General features: G+C 56.6%; 25 protein-coding genes. 10 read left to right on the forward strand and 15 right to left on the reverse strand.

Annotation, left to right across the window (positions count from 1 at the left end):
- The first annotated feature begins 9 nt into the window (after nt 1-9).
- The 3 genes from K2F33_RS32610 (at nt 10) to K2F33_RS32620 (ending at nt 2688) form a co-directional block, all read left to right on the forward strand.
- Complete coding sequence (locus K2F33_RS32610; protein ID WP_105441696.1) at nt 10-135, forward strand: paeninodin family lasso peptide; 126 nt, start codon at nt 10-12, stop codon at nt 133-135.
- A gap of 103 nt (nt 136-238) precedes the next feature.
- Nucleotides 239-1150 carry an aldolase gene (locus K2F33_RS32615; protein WP_212982824.1) on the forward strand — a complete coding sequence of 304 codons (912 nt, stop codon included), beginning with the start codon at nt 239-241 and terminating at the stop codon, nt 1148-1150.
- Between the two features lie 248 nt (nt 1151-1398).
- Nucleotides 1399-2688 (forward strand): phytoene desaturase family protein, encoded by a 1290-nt coding sequence (locus tag K2F33_RS32620; RefSeq protein WP_212982823.1) that lies wholly within the window; start codon nt 1399-1401, stop codon nt 2686-2688.
- A 76-nt stretch (nt 2689-2764) separates the two neighbouring features.
- Here K2F33_RS32620 and K2F33_RS32625 read toward each other — a convergent pair whose 3' ends face one another.
- The gene (locus K2F33_RS32625; protein WP_212982822.1) at nt 2765-3106 is read right to left on the reverse strand and encodes a KGG domain-containing protein; all 342 of its coding nucleotides are present in this window, start codon (nt 3104-3106) and stop codon (nt 2765-2767) included.
- A 143-nt stretch (nt 3107-3249) separates the two neighbouring features.
- Between K2F33_RS32625 and K2F33_RS32630 the strand changes: the two genes are divergently transcribed.
- Nucleotides 3250-4005, forward strand: coding sequence for a YqjF family protein (locus K2F33_RS32630; protein ID WP_212982821.1), 756 nt, complete (start codon nt 3250-3252; stop codon nt 4003-4005).
- 374 nt (nt 4006-4379) lie between these two features.
- Here K2F33_RS32630 and ptsP read toward each other — a convergent pair whose 3' ends face one another.
- The 10 genes from ptsP to K2F33_RS32680 form a co-directional block, all read right to left on the reverse strand.
- Complete coding sequence (gene ptsP / locus K2F33_RS32635; RefSeq protein WP_212982820.1) at nt 4380-6134, reverse strand: phosphoenolpyruvate--protein phosphotransferase; 1755 nt, start codon at nt 6132-6134, stop codon at nt 4380-4382.
- Nucleotides 6134-6403 carry an HPr family phosphocarrier protein gene (locus tag K2F33_RS32640; protein WP_076170389.1) on the reverse strand — a complete coding sequence of 90 codons (270 nt, stop codon included), beginning with the start codon at nt 6401-6403 and terminating at the stop codon, nt 6134-6136. Before K2F33_RS32640 ends, ptsP begins: the two co-directional genes overlap by 1 nt.
- A gap of 26 nt (nt 6404-6429) precedes the next feature.
- Nucleotides 6430-7164 (reverse strand): SIS domain-containing protein, encoded by a 735-nt coding sequence (locus K2F33_RS32645; protein WP_373309579.1) that lies wholly within the window; start codon nt 7162-7164, stop codon nt 6430-6432.
- The gene (locus K2F33_RS32650; RefSeq protein ID WP_212982818.1) at nt 7161-7919 is read right to left on the reverse strand and encodes a creatininase family protein; all 759 of its coding nucleotides are present in this window, start codon (nt 7917-7919) and stop codon (nt 7161-7163) included. Before K2F33_RS32650 ends, K2F33_RS32645 begins: the two co-directional genes overlap by 4 nt.
- Nucleotides 7920-7931: 12 nt before the next feature.
- Complete coding sequence (locus K2F33_RS32655; RefSeq protein WP_212982817.1) at nt 7932-8924, reverse strand: phosphotriesterase family protein; 993 nt, start codon at nt 8922-8924, stop codon at nt 7932-7934.
- Nucleotides 8925-9061: 137 nt separating this feature from the next.
- Entirely contained in the window at nt 9062-10360 is a 1299-nt protein-coding gene (locus K2F33_RS32660) for a PTS ascorbate transporter subunit IIC (RefSeq protein WP_089545874.1), read from the reverse strand.
- Between the two features lie 35 nt (nt 10361-10395).
- Nucleotides 10396-10659 (reverse strand): PTS sugar transporter subunit IIB, encoded by a 264-nt coding sequence (locus tag K2F33_RS32665; protein ID WP_089545873.1) that lies wholly within the window; start codon nt 10657-10659, stop codon nt 10396-10398.
- Nucleotides 10656-11099, reverse strand: a complete 444-nt coding sequence (locus K2F33_RS32670) for a PTS sugar transporter subunit IIA (protein WP_076170394.1) — start codon at nt 11097-11099, stop codon at nt 10656-10658. The genes K2F33_RS32665 and K2F33_RS32670 overlap by 4 nt, the downstream gene beginning before the upstream one ends.
- A 24-nt stretch (nt 11100-11123) precedes the next feature.
- Nucleotides 11124-13259 (reverse strand): BglG family transcription antiterminator, encoded by a 2136-nt coding sequence (locus K2F33_RS32675; RefSeq protein ID WP_263880623.1) that lies wholly within the window; start codon nt 13257-13259, stop codon nt 11124-11126.
- Between the two features lie 347 nt (nt 13260-13606).
- Complete coding sequence (locus tag K2F33_RS32680; protein ID WP_076170396.1) at nt 13607-13960, reverse strand: DUF2512 family protein; 354 nt, start codon at nt 13958-13960, stop codon at nt 13607-13609.
- 225 nt (nt 13961-14185) lie between these two features.
- Between K2F33_RS32680 and K2F33_RS32685 the strand changes: the two genes are divergently transcribed.
- Together K2F33_RS32685 and K2F33_RS32690 are read left to right on the forward strand one after the other, a co-directional pair.
- A complete protein-coding gene (locus K2F33_RS32685) occupies nt 14186-14767 on the forward strand; it encodes a TetR/AcrR family transcriptional regulator (protein WP_212982816.1) in 582 nt (193 codons plus the stop codon).
- 35 nt (nt 14768-14802) lie between these two features.
- Nucleotides 14803-15771 carry a glycerophosphodiester phosphodiesterase family protein gene (locus K2F33_RS32690; protein ID WP_412974027.1) on the forward strand — a complete coding sequence of 323 codons (969 nt, stop codon included), beginning with the start codon at nt 14803-14805 and terminating at the stop codon, nt 15769-15771.
- Between the two features lie 7 nt (nt 15772-15778).
- Here K2F33_RS32690 and K2F33_RS32695 read toward each other — a convergent pair whose 3' ends face one another.
- Nucleotides 15779-16558 (reverse strand): DeoR/GlpR family DNA-binding transcription regulator, encoded by a 780-nt coding sequence (locus K2F33_RS32695; protein ID WP_076170399.1) that lies wholly within the window; start codon nt 16556-16558, stop codon nt 15779-15781.
- 249 nt (nt 16559-16807) lie between these two features.
- Between K2F33_RS32695 and K2F33_RS32700 the strand changes: the two genes are divergently transcribed.
- Nucleotides 16808-17770 (forward strand): metallophosphoesterase family protein, encoded by a 963-nt coding sequence (locus K2F33_RS32700; protein WP_076170400.1) that lies wholly within the window; start codon nt 16808-16810, stop codon nt 17768-17770.
- A gap of 22 nt (nt 17771-17792) precedes the next feature.
- Complete coding sequence (locus K2F33_RS32705; protein WP_318671798.1) at nt 17793-18650, forward strand: DMT family transporter; 858 nt, start codon at nt 17793-17795, stop codon at nt 18648-18650.
- A gap of 84 nt (nt 18651-18734) precedes the next feature.
- On the opposite strand, the gene K2F33_RS32710 is transcribed toward K2F33_RS32705, so the two are convergent.
- Complete coding sequence (locus tag K2F33_RS32710) at nt 18735-19184, reverse strand: MerR family transcriptional regulator (RefSeq protein ID WP_263880625.1); 450 nt, start codon at nt 19182-19184, stop codon at nt 18735-18737.
- Nucleotides 19185-19272: 88 nt separating this feature from the next.
- On the opposite strand from K2F33_RS32710, the gene K2F33_RS32715 reads away from it, so the two are divergent.
- A complete protein-coding gene (locus tag K2F33_RS32715) occupies nt 19273-20133 on the forward strand; it encodes an SDR family oxidoreductase (RefSeq protein ID WP_089545865.1) in 861 nt (286 codons plus the stop codon).
- 146 nt (nt 20134-20279) lie between these two features.
- Here the strand turns inward: K2F33_RS32715 and K2F33_RS32720 are convergent, their stop codons facing one another.
- Nucleotides 20280-21416, reverse strand: a complete 1137-nt coding sequence (locus K2F33_RS32720) for an NADH-dependent flavin oxidoreductase (protein WP_263880626.1) — start codon at nt 21414-21416, stop codon at nt 20280-20282.
- A gap of 191 nt (nt 21417-21607) precedes the next feature.
- On the opposite strand from K2F33_RS32720, the gene K2F33_RS32725 reads away from it, so the two are divergent.
- Nucleotides 21608-22081 carry a MerR family transcriptional regulator gene (locus K2F33_RS32725; RefSeq protein ID WP_076170404.1) on the forward strand — a complete coding sequence of 158 codons (474 nt, stop codon included), beginning with the start codon at nt 21608-21610 and terminating at the stop codon, nt 22079-22081.
- A gap of 135 nt (nt 22082-22216) precedes the next feature.
- Here the strand turns inward: K2F33_RS32725 and K2F33_RS32730 are convergent, their stop codons facing one another.
- Entirely contained in the window at nt 22217-23338 is a 1122-nt protein-coding gene (locus K2F33_RS32730; RefSeq protein WP_089545862.1) for a Gfo/Idh/MocA family protein, read from the reverse strand.
- Between the last annotated feature and the right edge of the window lie 91 nt (nt 23339-23429).

Below are 23429 nucleotides of genomic sequence, written 5' to 3' on the forward strand. Positions count from 1 at the left end.
GTGAAATCGATGAAAAAAGAATGGACTACACCTGAACTGGAAGTATTGGAAGTCAGCATGACGATGGCTGGCCCCGGAAAAGGCAAACCGGACTCTTTCCAACCGGACCCGGATGATCCTGTCTTCTACAGCTAATTCCAATTCATAACCGAGTGATCAGGAGCAGCCCTTGGTCCCAATGATATGGGGTAAGGGCTGTTCTTATATCCACATTCTTCTGACGAAGCGGAGAAAATATATGATCAAACCAGCGATATATACAGCCTTCGGGCTTAGGATAGAAAGTGAAATCCCGCTGCCCGAGCTCCGGCCGGCCTTGCATTTCGGCCAAGATATCCAAGTGCGGATCGGCTTCGCCGACCTTGACGATGCCTGGGCACAGCGGGAAACACCCGTCAACAAATTCGCCGTAAGCGAGCAGCAGGTGATGTTCCGGATTCCGAAGCTGGCCGTGTTCAGCGCAGAGAACGGAACCGACATTTACGTCTCGCCTGAGGCAGAAGCGGACGAGGATCAGATCCGGCTGTATGTCCTCGGTACCTGCATGGGTGCTATTCTGATGCAGAGAAGGATTTTGCCACTGCACGGAAGCGCCGTCGTCATGAACGGCAAGGCTTACGCCCTGGTCGGCCACTCCGGACACGGCAAGTCTACGCTGGCATCCGCCCTGCTGCAGCAGGGATGCCAGCTGCTGACCGACGATGTCATCGCCGTTACGATGGATTCGGAGCAGCTTCCGCTTGTTGCCCCTGCCTATCCACAGCAGAAGCTTTGGCAGGACAGCCTTGACACGTTTGGCATGGACGCGGGCGGTCTCCGTCCTCTGTTCGACCGGGAAACGAAGTATGCGGTCCCCGTTCTCTCCAAGTTTGCATCCGAACCGATTCCGCTGGCCGGCGTGTTCGAATTGGTCAAAACGGACTGCGAGCAGCCCGAGATCCGGGAAATCGGGGGCTTGGAGCGCCTGCCCCTTCTTTACCGCCATACGTACCGCAGCTCTCTCCTCGCGGAGAGCGGTCTAACCCCGTGGCATTTTGAATGCACAACCCGCCTGTCGGGATCCGTGAATATGTATCAGCTGCAGCGTCCCCTGGATCAGCCTACGATCGGCAGATTGACCGAGATGGTTCTGGATGTTATTCGAGGCTGAGCAATCCAAATTCATACCGGGTATCGCCATCGCCGATTCATGACCAAGCCCTTTTTCCCTACTCCCGGGAGCAGGGCTTTTTTGTTGCTGCAGGAATGCAATCATCCCCTCTTTCAACTGATTTGCTGTACCATCCCTGCTGAGGCTCTTCAAATAAATCCTCCATGACCCCATTGACACGTTACTATAAAGTAACATATATTATATGTGACTAATTGGTAACGCATTTGAAAGGAGTGTACTTTATAATGAAACTAAATATGAACATGACTATGGAACACCCATTTTATGATATTGCTGTAATCGGCGGCGGGCTGACCGGTCTGACCGCAGCGATTTATGCAGCTCGGTCCGGGCGATCCGTCATACTGCTTGAAAAAGACAGCCGCCTAGGCGGCCTGGCCCAAACCGCCAGAATCGGTGGAGCCTTGTTTAATTACGGCCCCCGCGCCATGTACGAAGGAAGCGCTGCGCTGCGGATTTTGGAAGAGCTCGGCTGCAAACCTTCCTTGGGCAGCGGGACGAAAAATGCCATGTACGGCATTCTGGACGGGAAACTCATCCATGCCGCCCAGGAGCTAAGTCCCGAGGAGCAGACGGAATGGAGTACGCTCATGGGAAGCCTGAACCGGATCGATCCGGAACCGATCCGCTCGATCAGCATGAAAGAATGGACACTGGGGAATGTCCGTTCCGACCGCGTCCGCCAGTTCTTTTACGCCATGTGCAGACAGTGGGCCTACGATGACGACATGGAGCGGTTAAGCGCAGGCTACGTTTTGGAACAAGGACAGCTCGCCAGCCAAGGCGTCCGGTATGTGCTTGGGGGCTGGCAGACGGTCATCGACAGCCTTCAGCGGGAAGCCGTCCGGGCCGGCGTTGTCATTGCCGCAGGTGCCGAAGCTGCCCAAGTTGTGCATGAGCAGGGAACAGTCACCGGTATCCTTCTGTCCGAAGGGACCCTCCTTAGAACAGGCAGCATCATCGCCGCGGCCGGACCGCATGCGGTCAGCAAATGGCTCAAGGGTTCCGGCTTGCACAGCCGTTCGCTGGAAGTCTGGAAGGAGCAGTCTCACCCGCTGTACGTTTCCTGCCTGGACGTCGCTTTGAAACAGGTGCCCCATCCGGATCGGGCGTTTGTTCTCGGACTGGATGAGCCGTTTTATTATTCGAACCATTCGGCAGCGATCCCACTTACAGACGACGGTTCCCAGGTGATCCATGTGATGACATACCACGGCTCCAGTCCTGCCGGTGATTCCGAGCTGGTCCTGCGGCGCCTGAAGGAAAGGCTTGAGGCCATTCAGCCGGGCTGGGAGCAGGCGACCGCCGCCGTCCGTTTCTCCCCGAATCTGCTTGCCGCTCATACTTCCCGGCCTGCGCTGCGAAGTGGGGATGCTCCCGCACCGGGACCGGCCGTTCCGGAAATTCGCGGGCTGTACGTCGCCGGCGACTGGGTGGGCCGCGAAGGGCGCCTTGCCGATACCGCGATGACGAGCGCCAAGCTCGCCGGTCTGACGGCCGCAGGCATAGATTGACGCGCCATGTAATAGTAAAAAGGACCTCCCCGAAGGAAGGTCCCTTTTATTGTGGTTCATCTATCGTATCGACTGATTAAGAGTTGTCTCTTTGACGGGCCCGGGCCTCTCCGCCCTTGCGGCCGGCTTCCTCACGGCTCATTTTGCCGTCCCTGCCATCGCTATCGCTTCTCGCTTCTCCGCCTTGCCGGCCGATTTCCTGATAAAATTCGCGGTCATGCGAGTCTGATGTCGCCTCGCCGCCCTTACGGCCGATTTCCTCATAGAACTCACGGCCATGGGAATCTGCCGTCGCTTCGCCGCCTTTTCTGCCGATTTCTTGATAAAATTCCTTGTCATGCGTTTTGGCGGTTTGCTCGCCACCCATACGTCCGGCTTCTTCGACGGTCATCTTACGGTTATCTTTGTTATTTGCCATTTCGAATCACTCCTTCTAGGGTTTTGAGTGTTGCGCTTGCATTCATTACTTACCCGTGCCCCTGGATATGAAACATCGTATTTGTGCATAGATGGGTAATAACGATATGTAGCCCCTGCCCAAACCGCCGAGAGGAGAGAACCATGAAAAACCGCAGCATACTGGAGCAAACGAGCCATCGTCCGATACCTATGCCAGACGGGCCTTGGGTCATGAAGCAGGGTTGGAACGACCTGCTTTTCGCCCATTGGCCGGTAGAAGAACACAGCCTGCTTCCCCATATTCCCCCCGGCCTTGAACTTGAGCGATGGGAAGGAAGGCCGTGGATCAGCGTCGCCCCGTTTCTGCTGGATCCGCTCCGCTTGCGGGGTATGCCGCCCGTACCGGGGACCCGGAAGTTCCTGGAGCTGAACGTTAGAACGTACGTGAACTGCAGCGGCAAACCCGGCATTTGGTTTTTGACGCTGGAAGCGTCGAATCCGATTGCGGTCGCGGGGGCCCACATGCTGGCCCGCCTGCCCTACCGCTACGCCCGAATGCAAAAGAGCCACCAAGAGGGATTCATCCATTATGTCAGCGAAAGGGATCGCGGGCATGGAGAGTCCCCGGCGGTATGGAAAAGCCGGTATCGCGCGGTAAACCCGAAGGTCTATCATGCCGAGCCCGGGACCCTCGTCCATTGGCTGACTGAGCGGTATTGTCTGTATTCTGCGGGATCCGACGGTGAGCTCCGAATCGGGGAGATTCACCACCTTCCCTGGCCGCTCCAGGAGGCCGGACTGTGGATCGAGGAAAACAGCCTGACGACCTCGTTCGGCTTGGTCCACGACCCGGAGCCGGCGCTGCTGACGTATACCCCGCGGCTGGAGGTGCTGCTGTGGCCCGTGCTGAAAATATAAATGGCCCTTAACAGTGAGTACGAGAATAGGAGCCAGTAAAAACAAAGAGGCACTCGGACTGACCGCAGCATTGCGATATGAAGAATATCGCAATGCTGTAATGCGCTGTGCCGTAATGCGGAAAACCGTATTGTGCATTACAGTACAGTACATTACTTTAATGTGCATTACCATATTGCGCATTACTATATTTCATATTACTATATTTTACATTACCGTATTGTGCACTATCGTTACCACAATTACTACAATTCAGAAATTACAGCAATATCGCAATCCACCTTGGCGCAAATCCAAAAGGCAGAGAATCCTCTCAGAGAGGACGCTCTGCCTTTTCCTGCAAACTCTAGCGGTCGGATGCTTAAACATTGTGCCTATAGCGTATGCCCGATGGCGCGTCGAAACTCTTCGAGTGCCTGTCGGACCGCATGGGGCGTATCCAGCGTCAGAACGCTGTCGGCCAGCGAGCGGCAGGCTTCCCGGTCGAGAGCCGACAGTTCTTTTTTGATAACGCCCAGCCTGCCAGCCTCCATGCTCCATTCGTCCAAGCCGAGCCCCAGCAGCAGCGGAGCGGCCAGCGGATCGCCGGCCATCCCGCCGCACATGCCGGTCCATTTGCCCGCCCGATGGGAAGCTTCGATGACCTGACGGATCAGCTGCAGCACCGCCGGGTGGAAATAATCGTACAAGTATGCGACCTTATCGTTCATCCGGTCCACAGCCAGCGTGTACTGAACCAGGTCGTTCGTACCGATGCTGAAGAAATCGACCTCACAGGCAAACGCCCCTGCCATGACGGCCGCCGACGGCACCTCGACCATGATTCCCGCCTCGATCCGCTCGTCGAATGCCGCCCCGCTGCGCCTCAGTTCTTCCTTCGCCTCCTCCAGCACGCCCTTGGCTTCCCGCCACTCCTGCAGCCCGGAAATCATCGGGAACATCACCTTGACGTTGCTGAAGGCGCTGGCCCGCAGCACCGCGCGCAGCTGAACCTTCAGGAGATCCTGCCTGCCCAGGCCGATCCGGATCGCCCGATAGCCGAGGAACGGATTGTCCTCCCGCGGCAGATCCAGATACGGCAGCGCCTTATCACCGCCGATGTCCATCGTGCGGATGATCACCGGGCGGCCATCCATGGCGGCCGCCGCCTCCCGGTACGCACGGAACTGCTCCTCCTCGCCCGGCATGGCCGGGGCGTTCATGAACAGAAACTCCGTGCGGAACAGCCCCACGCCGCCGGCGCCCTGCTCGGCGGCGGCTTTCGCTTCGGCGGCCGTCCCGATGTTGGCCGCCAGCTCCACGCGCGTCCCGTCAGCGGTCACCGCCGGACGCGCGGCGTAACGGGCGAGCGCGGCGCGCTCCCGCTCGCCCTCCTCCATCCGGAGGCGGCTCTGCTCCGCCTCCGCCTCGCTGGGCCGGACGATGCAGCGTCCGGCCGCCCCGTCGACGGCGATCAGATCGCCGTCCGCGATGCCGTCGATGGCGCTGCCGGCGCCGACGACGGCGGCAATGCCGAGCGAGCGCGCCAGGATCGCCGTGTGCGACGTCGCACCGCCGGCGCGGGTGATCAGCCCCACCACCCGCTCCGGGTCCAGCTGGATCGTGTCCGACGGCGCCAAGTCGTCCGCCACGAGGATGACCCGCTCCGTGATCGCGGATAACCCGCGGTCCTCTTTTGCCGCCAACGCATCCAGCAGGCGTCCGCCAATGTCGCGGATATCCGCGGCCCGCTCCTTCATATAGTCGCTGCTCATGGCCTCGAACACGCCGGCTACCTGTTCCACGATGCCGGCAACAGCCTGCTCCGCAGGCACGCGCTTCTCCTGCACCCAGGCCTCCATCTTCGGATAGAAGGCCGGGTCATCCAGCAGCCTGCGCTGACCCGTCACGATCCCGGCCTGGTCTTCGCCGAGCGTCTCCGCTGCCTTTGCCGCCAGCTCCTCCAGCTGCCGGGCACACCGGCGCTTCGCCTCTCCCAGCCTGGAGAGCTCAGCCCGAATCGCCTCCGGGCCGCCGGGAAGCTCCGTGGGAGCCGGTGCACCGCCTGCCTCTTTCCGCCGGTAGATGAAGGCCGGCGCGATCCGTACCCCTTCCGACACGCCAATGCCTTGAAGATACAGCGTGTCCATCAGTCCTCACCGAACTTGCCGTCCACGAGCTCCGCCAAAGCGCGGACCGCTTCTTCGTCTCCCGGTCCGGCGGCTTCGATCGTTACGACCGATCCTGCTTCGAGCCCAAGCGTCATCAGCTCCAGCATGCTTTTGCCGTCGGCCCGGCGTCCATCCTCCGTTACGACCGCCACCTGCGCTTCATATTGTCCCGCCCGGTCCGAGAACTGCTGAGCCGGCCGCACATGAAAGCCCTGTTTATTCCGTATGGTCACCGTTTGTGTAATCATGTTGCTCCTCCCCTTTATGAAGCCGGTCACGCCAGCAGCGCGATCCGGCCCTTATAAGCTTCGATCAATGCCTCGTTATGCGCGTCGGCCCCGTCGATGTTGCCGCTCAAAAATACCGGCGGCGTAAGCCCCTTGTCGAACATGATCCCGATCGCCTCCGCGAATACGGCGTTCAGAATCGCCGCGCCGATCACCGTTGAACTGGGCGCAAAGGCGACCTCCATGCCTGGATACCGAAGCACCGCATCCCCTTTAACGGAGAAGTTGTCGATGACCAGATCGACGGCGTCGACCAGATGCCGGCCGCTCTCATGGCGGGATGGTTGGCTCTTGGAATACGCCAGGGAAGTTATGCCGATGGTAAAGGCGCCTTTCTGCCCGGCCATTAACGCAACATCCACCGGTACCGGATTACGCCCGGAGGTAGACAGCACGAATACCACTTCGCCTTCACGGATATCCTGCTCATCCATGAAGTCTGCCGCAAGGCCGTTCTGCCGCTCCAGCTCGGATGAGCGCACTGCGCCTTCGTGCAGCATCAGCTTCTCCACGAAGATGGGGCGGATGGGGGCAAGCCCTCCGGCCCGATAGAACACTTCTTCGGTGAGGATATGCGAATGCCCGCAGCCGAATAAATGGATGATGCCACCCTGCTCTATGCAATCCGCGACCTTGACGGCAGCACTCCGGATCTCCTCTGCCTGCTTCGTCCGTACCTTATGCAGCAGCTCGCCGATAATGTTGAAATACGCGTTCATCAGCATAATTCCTCCCCCTTCGCTTCAAAATCCAGCTTCCTTCTGGCCTGCAGCACCATGTCCGCCATCGCGTCCAGGCTGCGTTCGATGATCTTTTCCCCTTTCGCCCGGCTTGCCCGGGTGGCGTCGCCCAGCACCGCCGAAGACGTCATCTCTTCCCAAGGCGTGGGGGTGCAGTCTGCGTCGGCAGGGATATGCGGTTTCCCGTCGATCGCACGGTCCATGTCCACATGCTCTTCAGCCAAATACAGCATGTAGGACGTTTCGATTTCGTCGGCATGCATGTAGGTGCCATGAGCCGCAGGCGTTTCCCGGACTTCTGCGGTCACTTCCTTCGTTCCGGGATAGAAGAAATAGAATACCTTCAGGTCCGGCACCCGTTCATACAGCACCCTTGCGGCCTCCTTCAGGGCGACGGCATTTCCCAAATGGCCGTTGACCATGGCCAGAATGCGGAAGCCTTGGTTGTGCAGGCTTTCCCCGATATCGGCAAGGAGCCCAATCAGCGCCTCGTTAGACACATTTATGCTCCCCGGAAAATGACGCAGGCTCCACACCTGCCCGTAAGGCAGCGTCGGCAGCACGAATCCGCCGGTGCGCGCAGCCAGTTTGTCCGCGAGCCGTTCGGCAAGCAGATTGTCCGTGCCGAGGGGAAGATGCGGGCCGTGCGCTTCCACGGCGCCAACCGGCAGTATGGCCGTACGGTGCCGGCGGATCTTGTCCATGACGTCAGCCGAGTTTTCATGCTCGAATTTCATGACCCTGCCCCCTTACTTTTTGAATGTAAAGCAGCGGGCCGGGTTGGTGACAAAAAACTTCTCGATCAGCTTTTTGCCGTCAAGCCCTGCATGATCCGCCTCGTCGATGAATCGGGGCACCCATTTGGCAATGATATATTCCAGCCCCAGTCCATGATCGTAATGCTTGTAGTAGGTTTTGCGGGCGGTGTCCCCGCTGATCAGGATTTGGTCTTCGTACCCTTTGCGGACGAGATTCAGAATCAGCGCGATCCGCGTGCTTTCAGGCGCGTATTTGATCTTGCCGATGCCGTCAAAGCTAAGGAATGCGCCGGTTGCGGCGATTTGCTCGTGGTAATACGGATCCGGATTCCGGTCCATGTGTCCAAGGCTCAAATAAGACAGGTTTACGCCTTCGCTTCTCAAGAGCTCAATCTGCTCCAGCGCCATCGTGCCGACTTCCGTATGGGAGTGGACGGGAGCTTTCGTTTCGTGATGCGCCCTTGCCACGGCCCGCAGCGTCTTTTCCTCCAAAGGCGTGATCCGGTTGTAGCCCGTTCCGAACTTGACCTGGCCTGCCTTGAACGGCGTCCCTTCCAGCCCTTCCTCGACCTCGCGAATGACGAAATCGGCCAGCTCGTTGATCGTCTTCGCCTCAATCCACTGGGCGTAAGTATCATAGGGCCCGATAAGGGGCTTCAGCTCTTCCTTGATGCCCGCGTCCCACAAAAAGCTTTTGTTGAATCCGGCCGTCCCGACGATCCGGATGCCCGTCTCGCGGGCAATCTCCTCTACGGCATGAACATCCCGGCCATAGTCGACCGCCGTCGCATCCACGATCGACTGCCCGCCGTACCGTTTGAAATCCAGCACGTCCAGCTTCGACTTCTCCTTGTCGTCCAGCAGCAGATCGTCTTCGCCCCGCTCCTGCCAATAGGCCGGGCGGCATACGATATGCTCATGGGAATACGTAAAACCGAGCTCCCTTGGATCAATATCCCCGTGAAGTGTGCGAATAAAGCCCATAATCGTTCCTCCTCCATTCTTGGTGAGTGGTTGGTGTCGTTGGTAAGATCCGCTGCATACAAGACCCGCTATGGCCCAGGAAAGACGGCGCTCCGACCGCTCGCCGTCTTCCGTTTGGCCGGTTTCAAATATCCATTCTAAAAGAGCAGCTTGGCGATAAAGTGCAAAATCGGACCGATGATGAACATATCCGAGTCAGCGGCCCACATGGCCGTGTCCGGCACGGTTGAAGAGATCAGGAAGCTTACCATGACAAACTGCCCCCAGGCGACAATCGTCGATGTTACGAAGCCCCCGATTACCGCCCCGCGCACGCCGCCCGTCGAGTTGCCGAATACGCCGGCCGTCGCCCCGTGGAAGAACAGCACGATCATCGTCGGTACAAAAATGTAGGACACCGTGCTGCCGAGCACGAGCAGCCAGATGATGGCTCCGGCGAAGGCGCCGAGGAAACCGAGCACAACGGCGTTCGGCGCGTAAGGATACACGACCGGGGCATCCAGCGCCGGTTTGGCTCCGGGCACCAGTTTGGTCGCAATCCCGTTAAAGGCCGGCACGAGCTCGCCGACAAACATCCGCACCCCCATCAGCACGATAGCAATGCCGCCGGCGAACGTAAATGACTGGATAATGGAATAAATGATAAAGTTCTGGTCTCCTGCCTTGGCGATCAGGGCAGCAGCCTCGGGAGTCCCCTTGGTCGACAGAATGATCGCTCCGATCAGGAAGAGCACGCCCATGCTGAGCGCCGTAATCACGTTGGAGTCGCGAAGAAATTCGAATCCCTTCGGCACTTTGATCTTTTCGGAATCGTTCTTTTTGTTACCGAGCACCTTGCCCAGCAGCGCGGCCAGCAGGGCGACGGAGGCTGAGGTATGGCCCAGAGCGATGTTGTCATTCCCGGTAACCTTTCTCAGGAACGGCTGAACCAGGGCCGGCTGGAAAGTCCAGTACAGGCCCAGAATGACGGCGATGACGATCACGAGTTTCCATACCGGAACGCCGGTGCCTGCCGCATGGACGATGACGCCCGCAAAGATCGTCGAGGTCCAGAACATCATGTGTCCGGTCAGGTAAATGTATTTGAACCGGGTAAACCGGGCCAGCGCCACGTTGATCAGGAAGCCGACCAGCATGGCCAGCGTGACGGCGCTGCCGAATTTGGCGTTGAAGGCTTCCTGGCCCATGAAGCTGCCGAGCGAGCTGGTCTTCAGGCCGAACACTTCCTTCCACATCGGTTCGAACACGTTCAGCGCATTCACGATGACGTCCGAACCCGCTCCGATGATGAGGAAGCCGATGATCGCCTTGAACGTCCCGCTCACCAGCTGGCTGGTCGATTTTTTCTGAAGCATAAGGCCGACCAGAACGATGAAGCCGAGCAGTATGGCAGGTGTTCCAAAAATATTGGTTGCGATCCAATAAAGCACGTCCATGGATGGACACCTCCTCGGTTAGGTCAAGATAGGGCTTACAAGGCTTCCTCCAGCTTTTGCTTGATTTCGTCATTGTCGAAGTAGTTATTGACGACGATGATCCGGGCGGAATGGCCCTCCAGGCTTTGCGCCAGCTCTTGGCTAGTGATAATATAGTCGGCCGCCGTACCCGAAGCCGTGGAGACATCCGTATGCTCCACGTCGGCGCTGACGCCCATCGCACTCAGCACATTTTCCACATTCATCCGAAGAATCAGACTCGTTCCTTGTCCCAAACCGCATACGCATAATACTTTCATTGCTCATTCCCCCTAATGATTTGTTGGATAGCTTCCACATCGGCCGCCTGTTTGAACTGTTCCAGATGCGCCGGACTGCTCAGCAGCGTCGTCAGCTGGCGCAGCAGGGCGATATGCTCGCCGCTGTCGGACCCGCCAAGGGCGAATACCAGCTGCACCGGATCGTTGGCGCTGTGGCCGAAGACGACCGGTTCCTTCAGCCGGACAAAAGACACCGCGGCCTCAATCACGCCGTCCTGCGCCCGGGCGTGCGGCAGGGCAATACTCGGGGCAAGGACGAAATACGGGCCCCTCTCCCGGTAGGAATCTACCATTGCGTCGGCGTAGCGTGCTTCCGCAGCACCCGCCTCCGTCAGCAGCGCACCTGCCAGCCGGATTGCCTCCTCGGCGGATGCCGCTTCCGCATCCAGCGCAATGAGCGGAGGTTCAAGAAATTTCATGTTCATCTCTCCCGTTCGGATAGTTTAGCCGGAACTTGAAGCCGTCCCGATCTGCTTCAGAATCTGCTCCTTCGTATGCGCCTCCTTCAGCCGGTTCAGGCCGGCTGCGTCCTTCAGCATGCCCGTCAGCTCGGACAATGCCTTTAGATGCGACTCTCCGTCGATGGCCGCCAGCACCAGAACGACCTTCACCTGGTGGCGCGCTTCCCCGGAAAAAGCCACGGGCCGCTCTAATTGCAGAAGGCTCATCCCCAGCCGCTTCACGCCATCCTCTGGCCGGCCGTGCGCGATGGCGATTCCGGGCGCGACCACAATGTATGGGCCGAGGGACTCCACTTTGCCGATCATGGCGTCGATGTAGCCTTCGTCGATGTATTCTTCCGCCAGCAGCGGCTGGGCTGCCTCCCGGATCGCTTCACGCCAGCTAGTACTCTCCCGCTGCAGGCGGATCATCGGCGCGGGCAGCAGCTCGGCCAGGGAAGGCTTGGGCCGCTCGCCCAGCCATACTTTGCTCCGGCCGCCGGACAGGTAGCGGCCGAGCTCGTCGGCGAGGCCCGCTTCGTCGGTCACGTCGGCGTGCTTACGGACGATATCGAGCAGTGCCTGCACCGAGCTCGCCTGTGTCCTTTGGCCTCTGCCGCCCGCCTTGTTCACCCTGCCGAGCAGATTCTCTTTGTCCTTGTCGCTGAGGATCGAACGGACGACATAAACGGGCACTTTGCTGTCCGGCAGCGGGACTGTTGAGAAAATTAAATCGACCCGCTCCTGGAACTGCTCGTATTCCCGCAGGGAAAGCATCGCGATAATGTCCAGAGTGGAGAAAAGCCCCTCCAGCTGGGCCTTCAGCATTCTCGATGCCGAGATCCCGTTCACGCAGACGATCGCCGCCCTCCGCCGGGCCGCCGGCTCCACTTCCTCCCGGCGCAGCCATCCGCCGAAATGCATGGCCAGATAGCTGATCTCGACGTCGCTCAGCTTCCTGCCGACCAACTCCTCGAAGGCATATGCCGAGCGCCGGGTGAGCTCAAATAAATCGCCGTATTTACTGCGGATGTCCTCCAGAAGAGGATTGACCAGCTCCAAACCGTATATGATCCGATAATACGCCGGCTTCAGGTGAACCAGCAGGTCCTCCTCCACGGCTTCCCTGCCGCCAAGCCAGACGCAGGCGCTGCGCTGGAACGCATCCGTCATCTCCCGGGCCGCATCCCGCAGGCGTCCGATAATTTCATCCGAGCCTGTCAGCTGCTCCATCCGGTTCGCCCTTGCCCCAAGCAGATGCATCGTAAGGTAAGCGTTTTCTTCTTCCGGTACCGGGCTGCCAAACAAGCGGCCAAGGCCGTCCGCAATTCGGGAAGCCGCGTCATATTCGGGCGTCTGCCGCAGCACTTCCCGCTCGTCCTCATCCACGCGGATCACCCGGCCGGACTGGATCCGGCGGATAAACAGCAAAAATCGGGTAGTCAAATGAAAGAGCATCTCGTCGGTGAGCTCGACGTTCAGCATCCGCTCGCTGGCCGCGATCAGCCGGTAGATCTGACGCCGGATGCCTTCGTCCGTATTCTCCGGCATGATGTCCCGCAGCGGATCCTGCTCTCCCCAGTAGCCCGTACGGCTGACCGCCTGCTCCCAGCTGACGCTGCCGGCAAGCTGATCGCAGCAGCGGGTCAGCTCTCTCCTGATCCTCGCCTCTTCGCCGTGCACTTCGTAACCCCGCTTCCGGTCATACACCACCTCGAGGCCGGTCGTCTCCAGCTGCGCGCGGACCGCATTCAAATCCTTCAGCACCGTCCCCCGGCTGACTTGGAGCAGCTCGGTTAGTCGGTGGATAAAGACGGGACTCTCTGCCGTGAGCAGCCGGATCGCGATCCAGGCAAGCCGCTCCCGCTGGGACAAATAATACTGCTGGGCCGCAGAACTCTTTGCCCCTGCCGTGTCCGGGATCCCCCGGCGGCTGGTCTCGGGCAGCGAATAACCGGCCGTGCGCACGTACTCGACAGGGGGCAGCTCCAAAGTCTCCAGCCAGTCATTGATTTTGTTCATATCGTAATACACGGTTCTTCGGGAGATGCCGAGCCTCAGCGTCAGTTCATCCAGCGTCACGTAATCGTCCGTCTGCACCAACAGTTTCAGTATTTCGGTACTGCGTTCATCAAGCATTCCGGCATCCCTCCTGTCATTGACGAAATATGTCGTTCCTTGTGACTCGATTATACCTATGGCCCTGCTGCGAATGACAGTTCAATTCCTGGAAGTCCGGTTTGTGCAAAAATGAATGCTATCGATTTCCAGCTCTGCATTTATCGGCTTTCTTTCGGATCCGTCCAAGACGATGTGGATTTTTCGGATGACATTCTATGTAAAGAATGGCGGCGTCCTCATGTTCCTGGTCGGGCTTACCGAGCTGAAGCAGAACCGCTAAAAGAAGACCCTCTGCCTGTTGGCAGAGGGTCTTAGTCATCTATTCATCAATTAAATTTCAAACAAAGGTAAAGCAGAAAAGCTCATTAGGCCCGCTGTCTTCTGGCCGAACGGTCGTCGCTCAGCAGCCACATGTGGTAGAAGTATTCGAAAATCCCCGCCACGATGGTGATAACCAGCATATCCGTATACGACAAGGACCACAGATTCGATGCACGCACCGCCCAAAGCATGAGAAAAACCAGAACAGCATCGCACAGCGTGGAAACGATATTGTTCTGGGAAGCGCGGAGAATCAGCAGGTCGCCGACCAAATAGGAAATGACGCCGATCGCCAGCGCCGTGGCCAATGCCCCCCAGATCGTTGCCGTTGAGAGTACCAACAGCATCGCCGTGATCACAACCAAATGAGCCACCAATTTAACGGCAAATTTCCCCATATCCCTGACCTCCTTTCCTCATTTGGAATGTTTTTCATGTAAGTAATAAACGGGTTCGGGTGCTTTAAAACGATCAACTGCCTTGCAGAAAATCGTCCTTTTTTATTACCATGCGCCAAAAGTGCAGTTTATATGCGCATGGACTTGCGCATAAGCCGGTTTATGCCATATAATGACCACAGTCATTTATGACCAGGGTCATTTTTTAAAAGTGAGGTGAACGGTTTGCTGAGAGACCAGAAGAAGAAGAGCACCCGGGAAAACATTACCCGCAATGCCATTCAAATGTTTAAGGAAAAGGGCTACGACAACGTCACCGTGGAGGAGATTGCCGCCGCGTGCGGAATCGCGAAAGGAACCTTTTTTAACTATTTCCCCAAAAAAGAGCATGTGCTTCTGTATGTAGCCGATTCGTACGCCGGCCTGATGGACGACATCGTCGCGCGTCATCAGGATGGTCCCTTGAAGCAGCGCATTTTGCGAATCCTGCGCGACCTGCTGCACATCTATATGCAGCACGAGGAGCTTCTGCGGCTGACTTTGATGGAAACGATCAAAGCTGAAATCGTATCAGGCAGCGAATTAACCAACATTTCGAATTTCAAAAATGCACTTCGCCGGGTGATGGTGGATGCCGGAGAACAAGATCCGCAGCAGCGGCTGTCAGACCCCGAGTTAAGCGCAGGAGTGGTGGTCGGACTGTTCTTCCAAACGCTGATAACGCTGTCCTCAAAGATGAATGAAGACGGGATATACGGATCGATTGAACGGCAGCTGGATGCCGTGTGGGAGGGAATCGGAAGGTGAAACGGCTGAAGCGGATCGTACGAAGCAAAACCTTTATGGTTGTGGCACTATTGCTTGTTTTTATTTATCTGAATAACACCTCCCTGCTGGCGAAGCCCCGGGATGGTTCCCCTTTTCTGCTCGCCCATCGCGGATTGGCCCAAACCTTTACGATGGAGGGAATCACGAACGACACCTGTACCGCGGAACGGATTCATCCCCCCGAGCACCCCTATCTGGAAAATACGCTTCCGTCCATGGAAGCCGCATTTCAGGCCGGTGCTGATATGGTGGAACTCGATATCAAGCTGACGAAAGACGATCAGATCGCCGTGTTCCATGACTGGACACTGGACTGCCGTACCAATGTGAAAGGCATGACGACGGATTACACGATGGCCGAGCTGAAAAAGGTTGATATCGGCTACGGTTATACCGCCGACGGCGGACAAACGTATCCGTTCCGTGGAAAAGGCGTCGGACTTATGCCGACGCTGGATGAGGTGCTGAAGCAATTTCCAGACCGGTCTTTTCTGATTCATATGAAAAGCAGTGATCCAAAGGAAGGCACCCGGCTGGCGGATGCGATGTCGGCGCTACCCGAACAGCGGCTGAAGCAGCTCGCCTTCTATGGCGGGGATGAGCCGGTTGCGGCTCTCCAAGCAAAGCTTCCCGAAGCCCGCGTCATGTCCATCGCCACGATGAAGCGCTGCCTGATTCCTTATCTGGCCGCGGGATGGACGGGGTATATGCCTTCAGCCTGCAAGCATACGGAGCTGCATATTCCCGAGAAAATCGCCCCGCTCCTGTGGGGATGGCCAAACCGCTTCTTGAACCGGATGGACAAGGCTGACACGCGGGTCATCGTCGTCGGCGGCGACGGCAGCGATTTCTCATCGGGCTTTGACAGCCCCGAAGACATAAAGCGGCTGCCGGCCCACTACAGCGGCGGCATCTGGACGAACCGCATCGACCGGATCGCGCCTTTATTTAAAGGCAGTTCCGCGGAGGAACCCGCCACTTAGAGTCCTCTTAGAGCCGGGCCTCTCCCGAAATGATTTCAATGTCCAGCTGCTTCAGGGCGTCGATCCATTCCCTGGAGCAGCCTGCATCGGTGACGACCATCGAGATCTGCGTAAGCGGTGCGATCTGGGCGAAGGTGGTGACCCCGAACTTGGAATGGTCCGCGACGAGAATGGCCTCTTCCGTACGCTCGATCATTTTGCGGGACAGCAGCGCTTCTTCCAGATGATAATCGGTGATCCCGTCAGTCAGCGATATGCCCCCTGCGGAAATAAACGCCTTATTCACCTTGAAACGATCGAGCAGCTCATGGCTGATCATCCCCGTAGCCGCCTGATGCTCCGGATTGATCTCGCCCCCAGCAAACACGATTTTCCCCCGGAACCCCTCAAGGGCAAGGTTTAATATCGGCACGGAGTTGGTGATGACCGTGACTTGGGGGCGCTCCATCACATTCCGCATAATTTCCAGTGTCGTGGTACCGTTGTCCAGCAGCACGGTCTCCCCGTCTTCAATCAGGGACGCCGCCAGTTTGCCGATCTCCTGCTTTTCGCTGCGGTGCATCAGGGAACGGTTCGTAAACGTCGGCTCCGTGAAGCCGGAACGGACCCGGACCGCGCCGCCGTAAACCTTCCGAAGCTTGCCTTCCTTCTCCAGGCGGTCGAGGTCCCTGCGGATCGTCTCTGTCGAAACGCCAAACATCTCCGCCAGCATGTGCACGCGGACTTTCCCTTCCATCCCCAATTGGCCGAGAATGGTCTCCCGCCGTTCCTCATAGGTTAAGGACATATCGAAACCCTCCTTTATACCAAAGGCTTAGTATTGGACACATGTGGTTTTTCATCGCTTACATGTGTTTTGTTGTTGTTTCTTATAAGTGTAGTTGGCGATGGAGAGGAATGTCAAACTTCAAAAAAATCAATTGACAGCAGCCTTCACCAGGACTAAAATCAACTAAAACCACATAAACACACACAATGCAACATTGATATGTGTGGTTTGTTAAATCAACGTAAAATGACGAGGGGGACACGTGAGATGAGCAAGAGCTTGTCTTTTCGAAAGGACGGCACCTTTACGATTGTACAGTTTACCGATTTGCATTGGATGGACGGCAGACCTGAGGACCAGCGCACACGCGAGATCATGGAACGGGTCATGGATGCTGAGAAACCGGATTTGGTCGTTATCACCGGAGACGTCATTTATACCGGACCCGTGTCCCCGGGAAAAAAAGAATGCGAGCATCCCCGGGAAGCCTTCCGGGATGCGGTCGCTGCCTTGGAAGAACGCGGCATCCCGTGGGCGGTCGTCTTCGGCAATCATGATACGGAAAACCGGATCAGCCGGGACGAACTGATGCAGACTGTGCTGGAGCACCGGCACACGGTAACAGAGCCCGGTCCGGCGGATTTGAGCGGGTCGGGCAATTACACACTGGAGCTAGTTGACGCGGAAGGGCGTCCGGCCGCCAACCTGTATTTCCTCGATTCCGGGGATTATTCGAGCCTCGAGCAGGTTCCCGGCTACAACTGGATCCAGCGGGACCAAATCAACTGGCTCGCCGCTGAATCCGCCAGGCTGAATCCGAGCGGGCAGGCGGAGAAGCTGCCTGCGCTGGCATTCTTCCATATCCCGATTCCCGAATATCAGGAAGTATGGGACACCCAAGTCTGCTATGGCCATAAATACGAACGGGTCTGCAGCCCTCCGGTCAACTCCGGACTGTTTGCGGCACTGGTCGAAATGGGCGACGTCATCGGTACGTTCTGCGGACACGATCATATCAACGATTACAGCGGAACGCTGCACGGCATCCGCCTGAGTTACGGGCGGGCCACCGGCTGCAACACATACGGCAAAGAAGGATTTATGCGGGGTGCCCGCGTCATCCGCCTGTCCCTTGGCGAGAAGGACTTCGATACCTGGCTCCGGCTGGAGGACGGGTCCGCCGCTCTGGAACAGCCGATTCATGAACCCGATACCCAAGAAACCAACTAAACAATCAAGGGGCTGACTCATTTTGTTATTACCGATTGTTCTTGTGATTGCTTCCGGCATGGCCCATGCCGTGTGGAGCATGTTCACCAAGCGGAGCCGCAGCAAAAGCGTCTTTCTGTGGTCAATCATGATGGTCGCGACGATTCTGCTGCTTCCGGTGCTGATCACTGAGCTCTGGAAAAATCCGATGAACGCCGCTTCCTACGGCCTGCTCCTGCTGTCGATGCTTCTTCAGGCCGTCTATTCCTGGCTCTTGTCGAAAACCTATGAGCTGGGCGACCTGTCGCAAATCTATCCGATCATGCGGGGCACCAGCACGCTGCTCGTCCCTGTGATCGGCGTCCTTTTTCTGAACGAATCGCTGTCCGTCTTCGGCTGGCTCGGCATCCTCTGCATGCTCGGCGGATTCGCCGTGCTGAGCGGCATCGGCTCCAACAGCCGCAGCGGCGGGCAGCAGGCCCAAGGCTTGAAGCCCGTGCTTATGGCTTTGTGCGTCGGGCTGTGTACCACCTGCTACGTCTTCGTCGACAAGCTGAATCTGGAGCATGTCTCTCCGATCGCGCTGCTGGAGGTGACCAACATCGGATTTGTGCTCGGTCTGACCCCGGCCGTGATCGCCTCTCGAAAAATTGTTGAGGAATGGAAGGCCAACAAAACTACGCTGCTGCTTGGGGCGATTTTAAATCCGGGATCTTATCTGCTATTCCTGTTCGCCATGTCCCAGGCGCCGATGGCCCATATCAGCCCGCTGCGTGAAATCGGCACCATCTTCGCCACTTTCCTCGGCGTCCTCCTTCTGAAGGAGCAGCAGGGATTGCGGCGGATGCTGTGCTCCGTCGTTATTTTTGGCGGCATTGTTCTGATCGGCATGCTGGGCTGACTGTATTACTCTGACATGACTCAGCGTCTCAACAAAATAGCAAGCACCAACATGGTTGCGAATCGGTTGGTTTCCAGAGAAACATCAGAAAAGTGCGCCTGGGGCGCGCTTTTTATTTACGGATGAGCCGGTATACCAAGTCCTCTGAATCTCTTGAGCTTTTTGCGGATCGTCCATGAGTAGAGTCTTGTACTCCAGCATCTTGTTAAGGGTGTCCAGCATTTGATCGTATTCTTCCCTCTTACTTTCGATCTCCTTTTTCTTACCGCGAATCCAATCTATAATCTCTAGATTGGTACTCCTATTGGTGTCGCATTCCTGCAAAGCTTCCTTCAGTTCGGCCAGCGAACAGCCGATGGACTGGAACTTCTTGATGAGCCCCAACCGCTCGACAGCCTCTTCAGAATAGTTTCGGTAATTGTTGCTTTCTCGCCGGACATGTCGATCATCCAACAAGCCTTCCTTTTCATAAAAGCGGATCGTATGGATCGTTAATCCCATCTTGTCCGCCAGTTCCTGAATTCTCATCATCATTTCTCCTTTGGACCGCTTGCCCTAGAGTTCGCTTCATAGTTTATGCTTAACACGATCAAACAGTCAACCTATGAAGGAGGATATCATCATGCATGTTTTTGTTACAGGAGCAACAGGGTTTGTCGGTTCTGCGGTCGTCCGGGAACTGATCGGCGCGGGGCATACCGTAACGGGTCTTTGTCGTTCTGAGGAGAAAGCTGCAGGATTAAAGGCGGCGGGAGCTGAAGCGCTGTACGGCACGCTGGACGATCTCGATACGCTAAGCAGCGCCGCCGCGGCAGCGGACGGTGTGATTCATCTGGCGTTCAGTTCACCCACCAACGATTTTTCCAACTTTGAAGGTGCGCTGGCTCTGGATTTGCGGGCTGTCCAAGCCATTGGAGCGGCGCTCGAAGGCTCCGGGAAGCCGTTCATTACCACTGGTCACCCTCATGAAAATGGACATACCGTGGACGATGCAGTGCTCGCCATGGCAGAGCGGGGTATTCGGGCATCCATCGTCACGCTTGCACCGACCGTGCACGGCGAAGGAGATAGGGCATTCGTGCCGAAGCTGATCAACATCGCCCGGGAGAAGGGGTTCTCCGCCTACATCGGCGATGGAACGAACCGCTGGCCGGCGGTTCATCGCCTGGATGCGGCGGTTCTGTACCGTCTGGCGCTGGAATCCGCCCCGACGGGTTCACAGATGGTTGCAGTCGGCGATGTAGGCATTCCGTTCCGCGAGATCGCCGAGGTCATCGGGCAGCAATTGAACGTGCCGACGGTCAGCATTACACCTGAAGAAGCTGCCGCCCATTTCGGCTTTCTTGGCCCCATTGCGGCATTCGACATCGCAGGCGTGTTCAACACTGCGCAGGCGAGTCAAGCAACACGGGAGCTTCTGGACTGGAAACCGGTGCAGCCCGGACTCATCGCCGATCTCGAAGAAGGGCATTATTTTGCATAAAAAAGGAGGGTGTACCCAAAGTAAAGCTTATGAATTGGCTTCTCGGGGTCCCTATAATGACTTCGACTTCACCGAAATGTTCTGTGGCTGGATGATTAGCGTCATAGCAGAAAAGCGCGCCTTGGGCGCGCTTTTCGCATAACCATTTAGCCGGTTACGCCCTGGCCCGCGATCGGAAACCATCCTGGCGTATTGACGATTTTATGCCATAACGGATCGGCAATCCCCAGTTTTTCTTGATCGTCTAACGTGATCTCCGTTCGGATTTCGTCTTCCCTGCCTTGCGTTACCTTTTCAACCCAATCCGGGTCGATAATCAGCTCACGTCCCAGGGCTATAAGCGGGACTCCCGATTGCAGCGCTCTTAGCGCCTCATCAGGTGTGCGGATCGATCCTACACCGATGACGGGAACTCTTTGCCCGGCGAGCTCATCAATCATCTCCATTCTGGAGCGATTGTCCTCTACTCCACGTCTAGGCTTAGACCAGAAGTCCATCAAAGAAACATGCAAATAATCCAGGTTTTTATTGGCGAGGGCATCCACCAGTTTTAGTGTATCCGCCATCGTAATGCCAGGCGTCATTTCTTCTTCCGGCGAAAGCCGGTATCCTACGAGGAACGGCCGTTTAGCATGTCCAGCCACTGCTCTGTTCACTTCATCCACTACAGCAAGCGGAAACGCCATACGCTTGTCTAGATTTCCTCCCCAACGATCATCGCGCCGGTTGGTGTATGGCGAAAAAAATTGTTGGATCAAAAACCGGTTGGCCCCGTGAATCTCTACCCCGTCGAAACCCGCCTCGATTGCCCTCCGGGTGCTGGCGCCAAATGCCCGGATGATCTCTAAAATTTCCTGCTCTTCAAGCGCCCGGGGGATCACGCTCTGCCCTTCTTTTGCAATCGCGCTTGCGCTTACGATCTCACCGTTTGATACCGCCTCCGGCAGAGCTTCGCGTCCCCCATGAAAGATTTGCAAAATGGCTTTGGCCCCGCGTTTCTTCATCGCTGCAGCCAGGCGCTGCAAGCTTGGGATCCGATCGTCATGGTCCGCCGCGATCTCCCCTCCGAATACCTTTCCGCTCGATGTGACGATCGCGCTTCCCGTGACCGCCATTCCAACACCGTTCGAACGGCTTTCATAATACGCGATGACATCATCCGATATCGTACCGTCTTGCCGGGAATAAGAAATCGTCATGGGCGCAAGAACGACTCTGTTCTTGACTTCGACGCCATTTTTGAAACGATAAGGTTCCATTATAGGCTGATATTTAGGGTTCATGTGCGTCTCCTCCTTCATATGTCAGGGATAGGTCTCCCTGATAGAGCACATTTTAAAAGTTGGAGTCGAATCGAAGTCAAGGCCCCTTATAAAGAGCCGTTGTATGAATAAAAAGTAAGCAGACCCCGTTTGACTTGGAGCCGGCTCCAAGATATATAATGCAATTAAGTTTCCATTACAGGAGGTGCAGGATGATGACCGAGCAAACGTTCACGATCAAGCAAACCGCGGAGCTGACTGGACTTTCCGAGGACACGATCCGTTATTATGAAAAAATCAAGCTGCTCCCTCCGCCGGACAGAAAGGAAAACGGGCATCGCGTCTACCGCCGGAAGGATATTCATATGATCAAATTAATATCCTGCCTGAAAAAAACAGGAATTTCCCTGGAGGCCATGAGGCCGTTCCTGAAGGCATCCGGCAACCCTGATCCCGCCGAATATATTGAGCTGACCCAGACTTTAAAAAACCACCGTGAACAGATCGTCGAGCAAATCTCCTCACTTCAGCAGCTCGTTGATTTCATTGACGTTAGACTGGAAGATGGGTACCCGAGCGGGGAATATTCGGATCAAAACCCGGAGGACGGTGCAAAGCCCATTTCCGTTGAGGAGATGAGCTATTTTCCACAGCTGCGAAAACGGGCAAACCGCCGAATCCGATGAAACAAGCAGCGCTGCTTCATGAAGTGCCGCAAACACGCTTGATTCAAAAAACGGCAGCAGCCCAGGACCTTTTTCTGTCCTAGCTGCCGCCGTTTTTTCGGTCTAAGTCCTGCCACACCGCCATGTTTGTTCCGATTAGCTTACGCTTAGCCGTTTGCCGGTTAAGGCAGACTGCCGGATCGTTTCCAGCAGCCGGTGCAGGCGGGCGGCTTCGTAAAAATCAGGGGCCTGAGACGTCCCTAGACGAATATCTTCTGCCATGACCTGATGTGCCTTCATCACGTGATTCACGATGACTGAAGATTCTTCGGTCTCGTCGTACACCTTTTGAAACGCCTCCTGATCTCCGTAACCCTCAATATGTCCTGACGGATACAGCGCCTGCTCGACCACCAGTCCACCAAACTGGACATGACCTTGGGACTGAGGCTGGGAAATGCGGATGACCCCTTTCTCCCCTTGAATCTCCAATTCAAATTTCGGATAGGTTCCGCCTTGAATATGGATTGATACCGACGCGCCGTTCTCGAGCGTGCCATGAACCATAATCTGGTCGGCTGTATCTTTGGGTACCGTCTCCCCGGTTCCCAATACTTTGGCCTCCGAATAATTGCTGTTCATGGTTGCGTAGACTTCTTTCAGATCCCCCAGCACAAATCCAAACGCGTCGAGCGAGTGTCCCCCGTTAATCGCCAGCAGGGTCGCTCCATACTTCTCCTGAAGCAGATAAATGTTGTTCCGTTCCGTGTACCCTCCCTTACCCGGCGTAGACACCGACATGCTGGCGGATAACACCCGGCCGATGTCTCCTCGAGTGATGCGGTTTTTCGCATCCAGCAGCGCAGGCGACTGTCTGGCCTGGAGGCCAACGGCATGATGAATCCCCTGTTCCGAAGCAAGCTCCGCCAATTCCTCTGCCTCTTCTGGCGTGACGGTAAGCGGCCACTCGCTGTACACGTGTTTCCCCGCGGCGATGGCTTCCTTGATCATTTCGTAATGATGGGGAACCTTCACACTGACGACTACTAAATCCACATTCCCGGACTGCACCAGTTCACGATAGTCGTCGAAAGCATGGGCGACGCCCAGTGCATCCGCGCTTTCCCGGGCGGATGCCATATTCGAGGTGGCAATGGCTGTAATTTCATGACTTGCGCTCCGGGTAAGAGCCGGAATGTGAGTTTTGCTGGCCCACTGATTGTTTAACGAGCCTCCGATGATCCCGGTGCGTATTTTTTCAGAACCCTTTATCTCCATTTCTCTTCTCCTCCTGGCTTTATGAATCTTTACGGTTCCAGTATACTGGAATTGGGATATCATGAATAATGCATGTTATCAATAGAGTCAT

Origin of the sequence: Paenibacillus sp. PSB04, assembly GCF_025809195.1 — a bacterium.
In the GTDB taxonomy this organism is placed as follows: domain Bacteria; phylum Bacillota; class Bacilli; order Paenibacillales; family Paenibacillaceae; genus Paenibacillus_AQ; species Paenibacillus_AQ favisporus.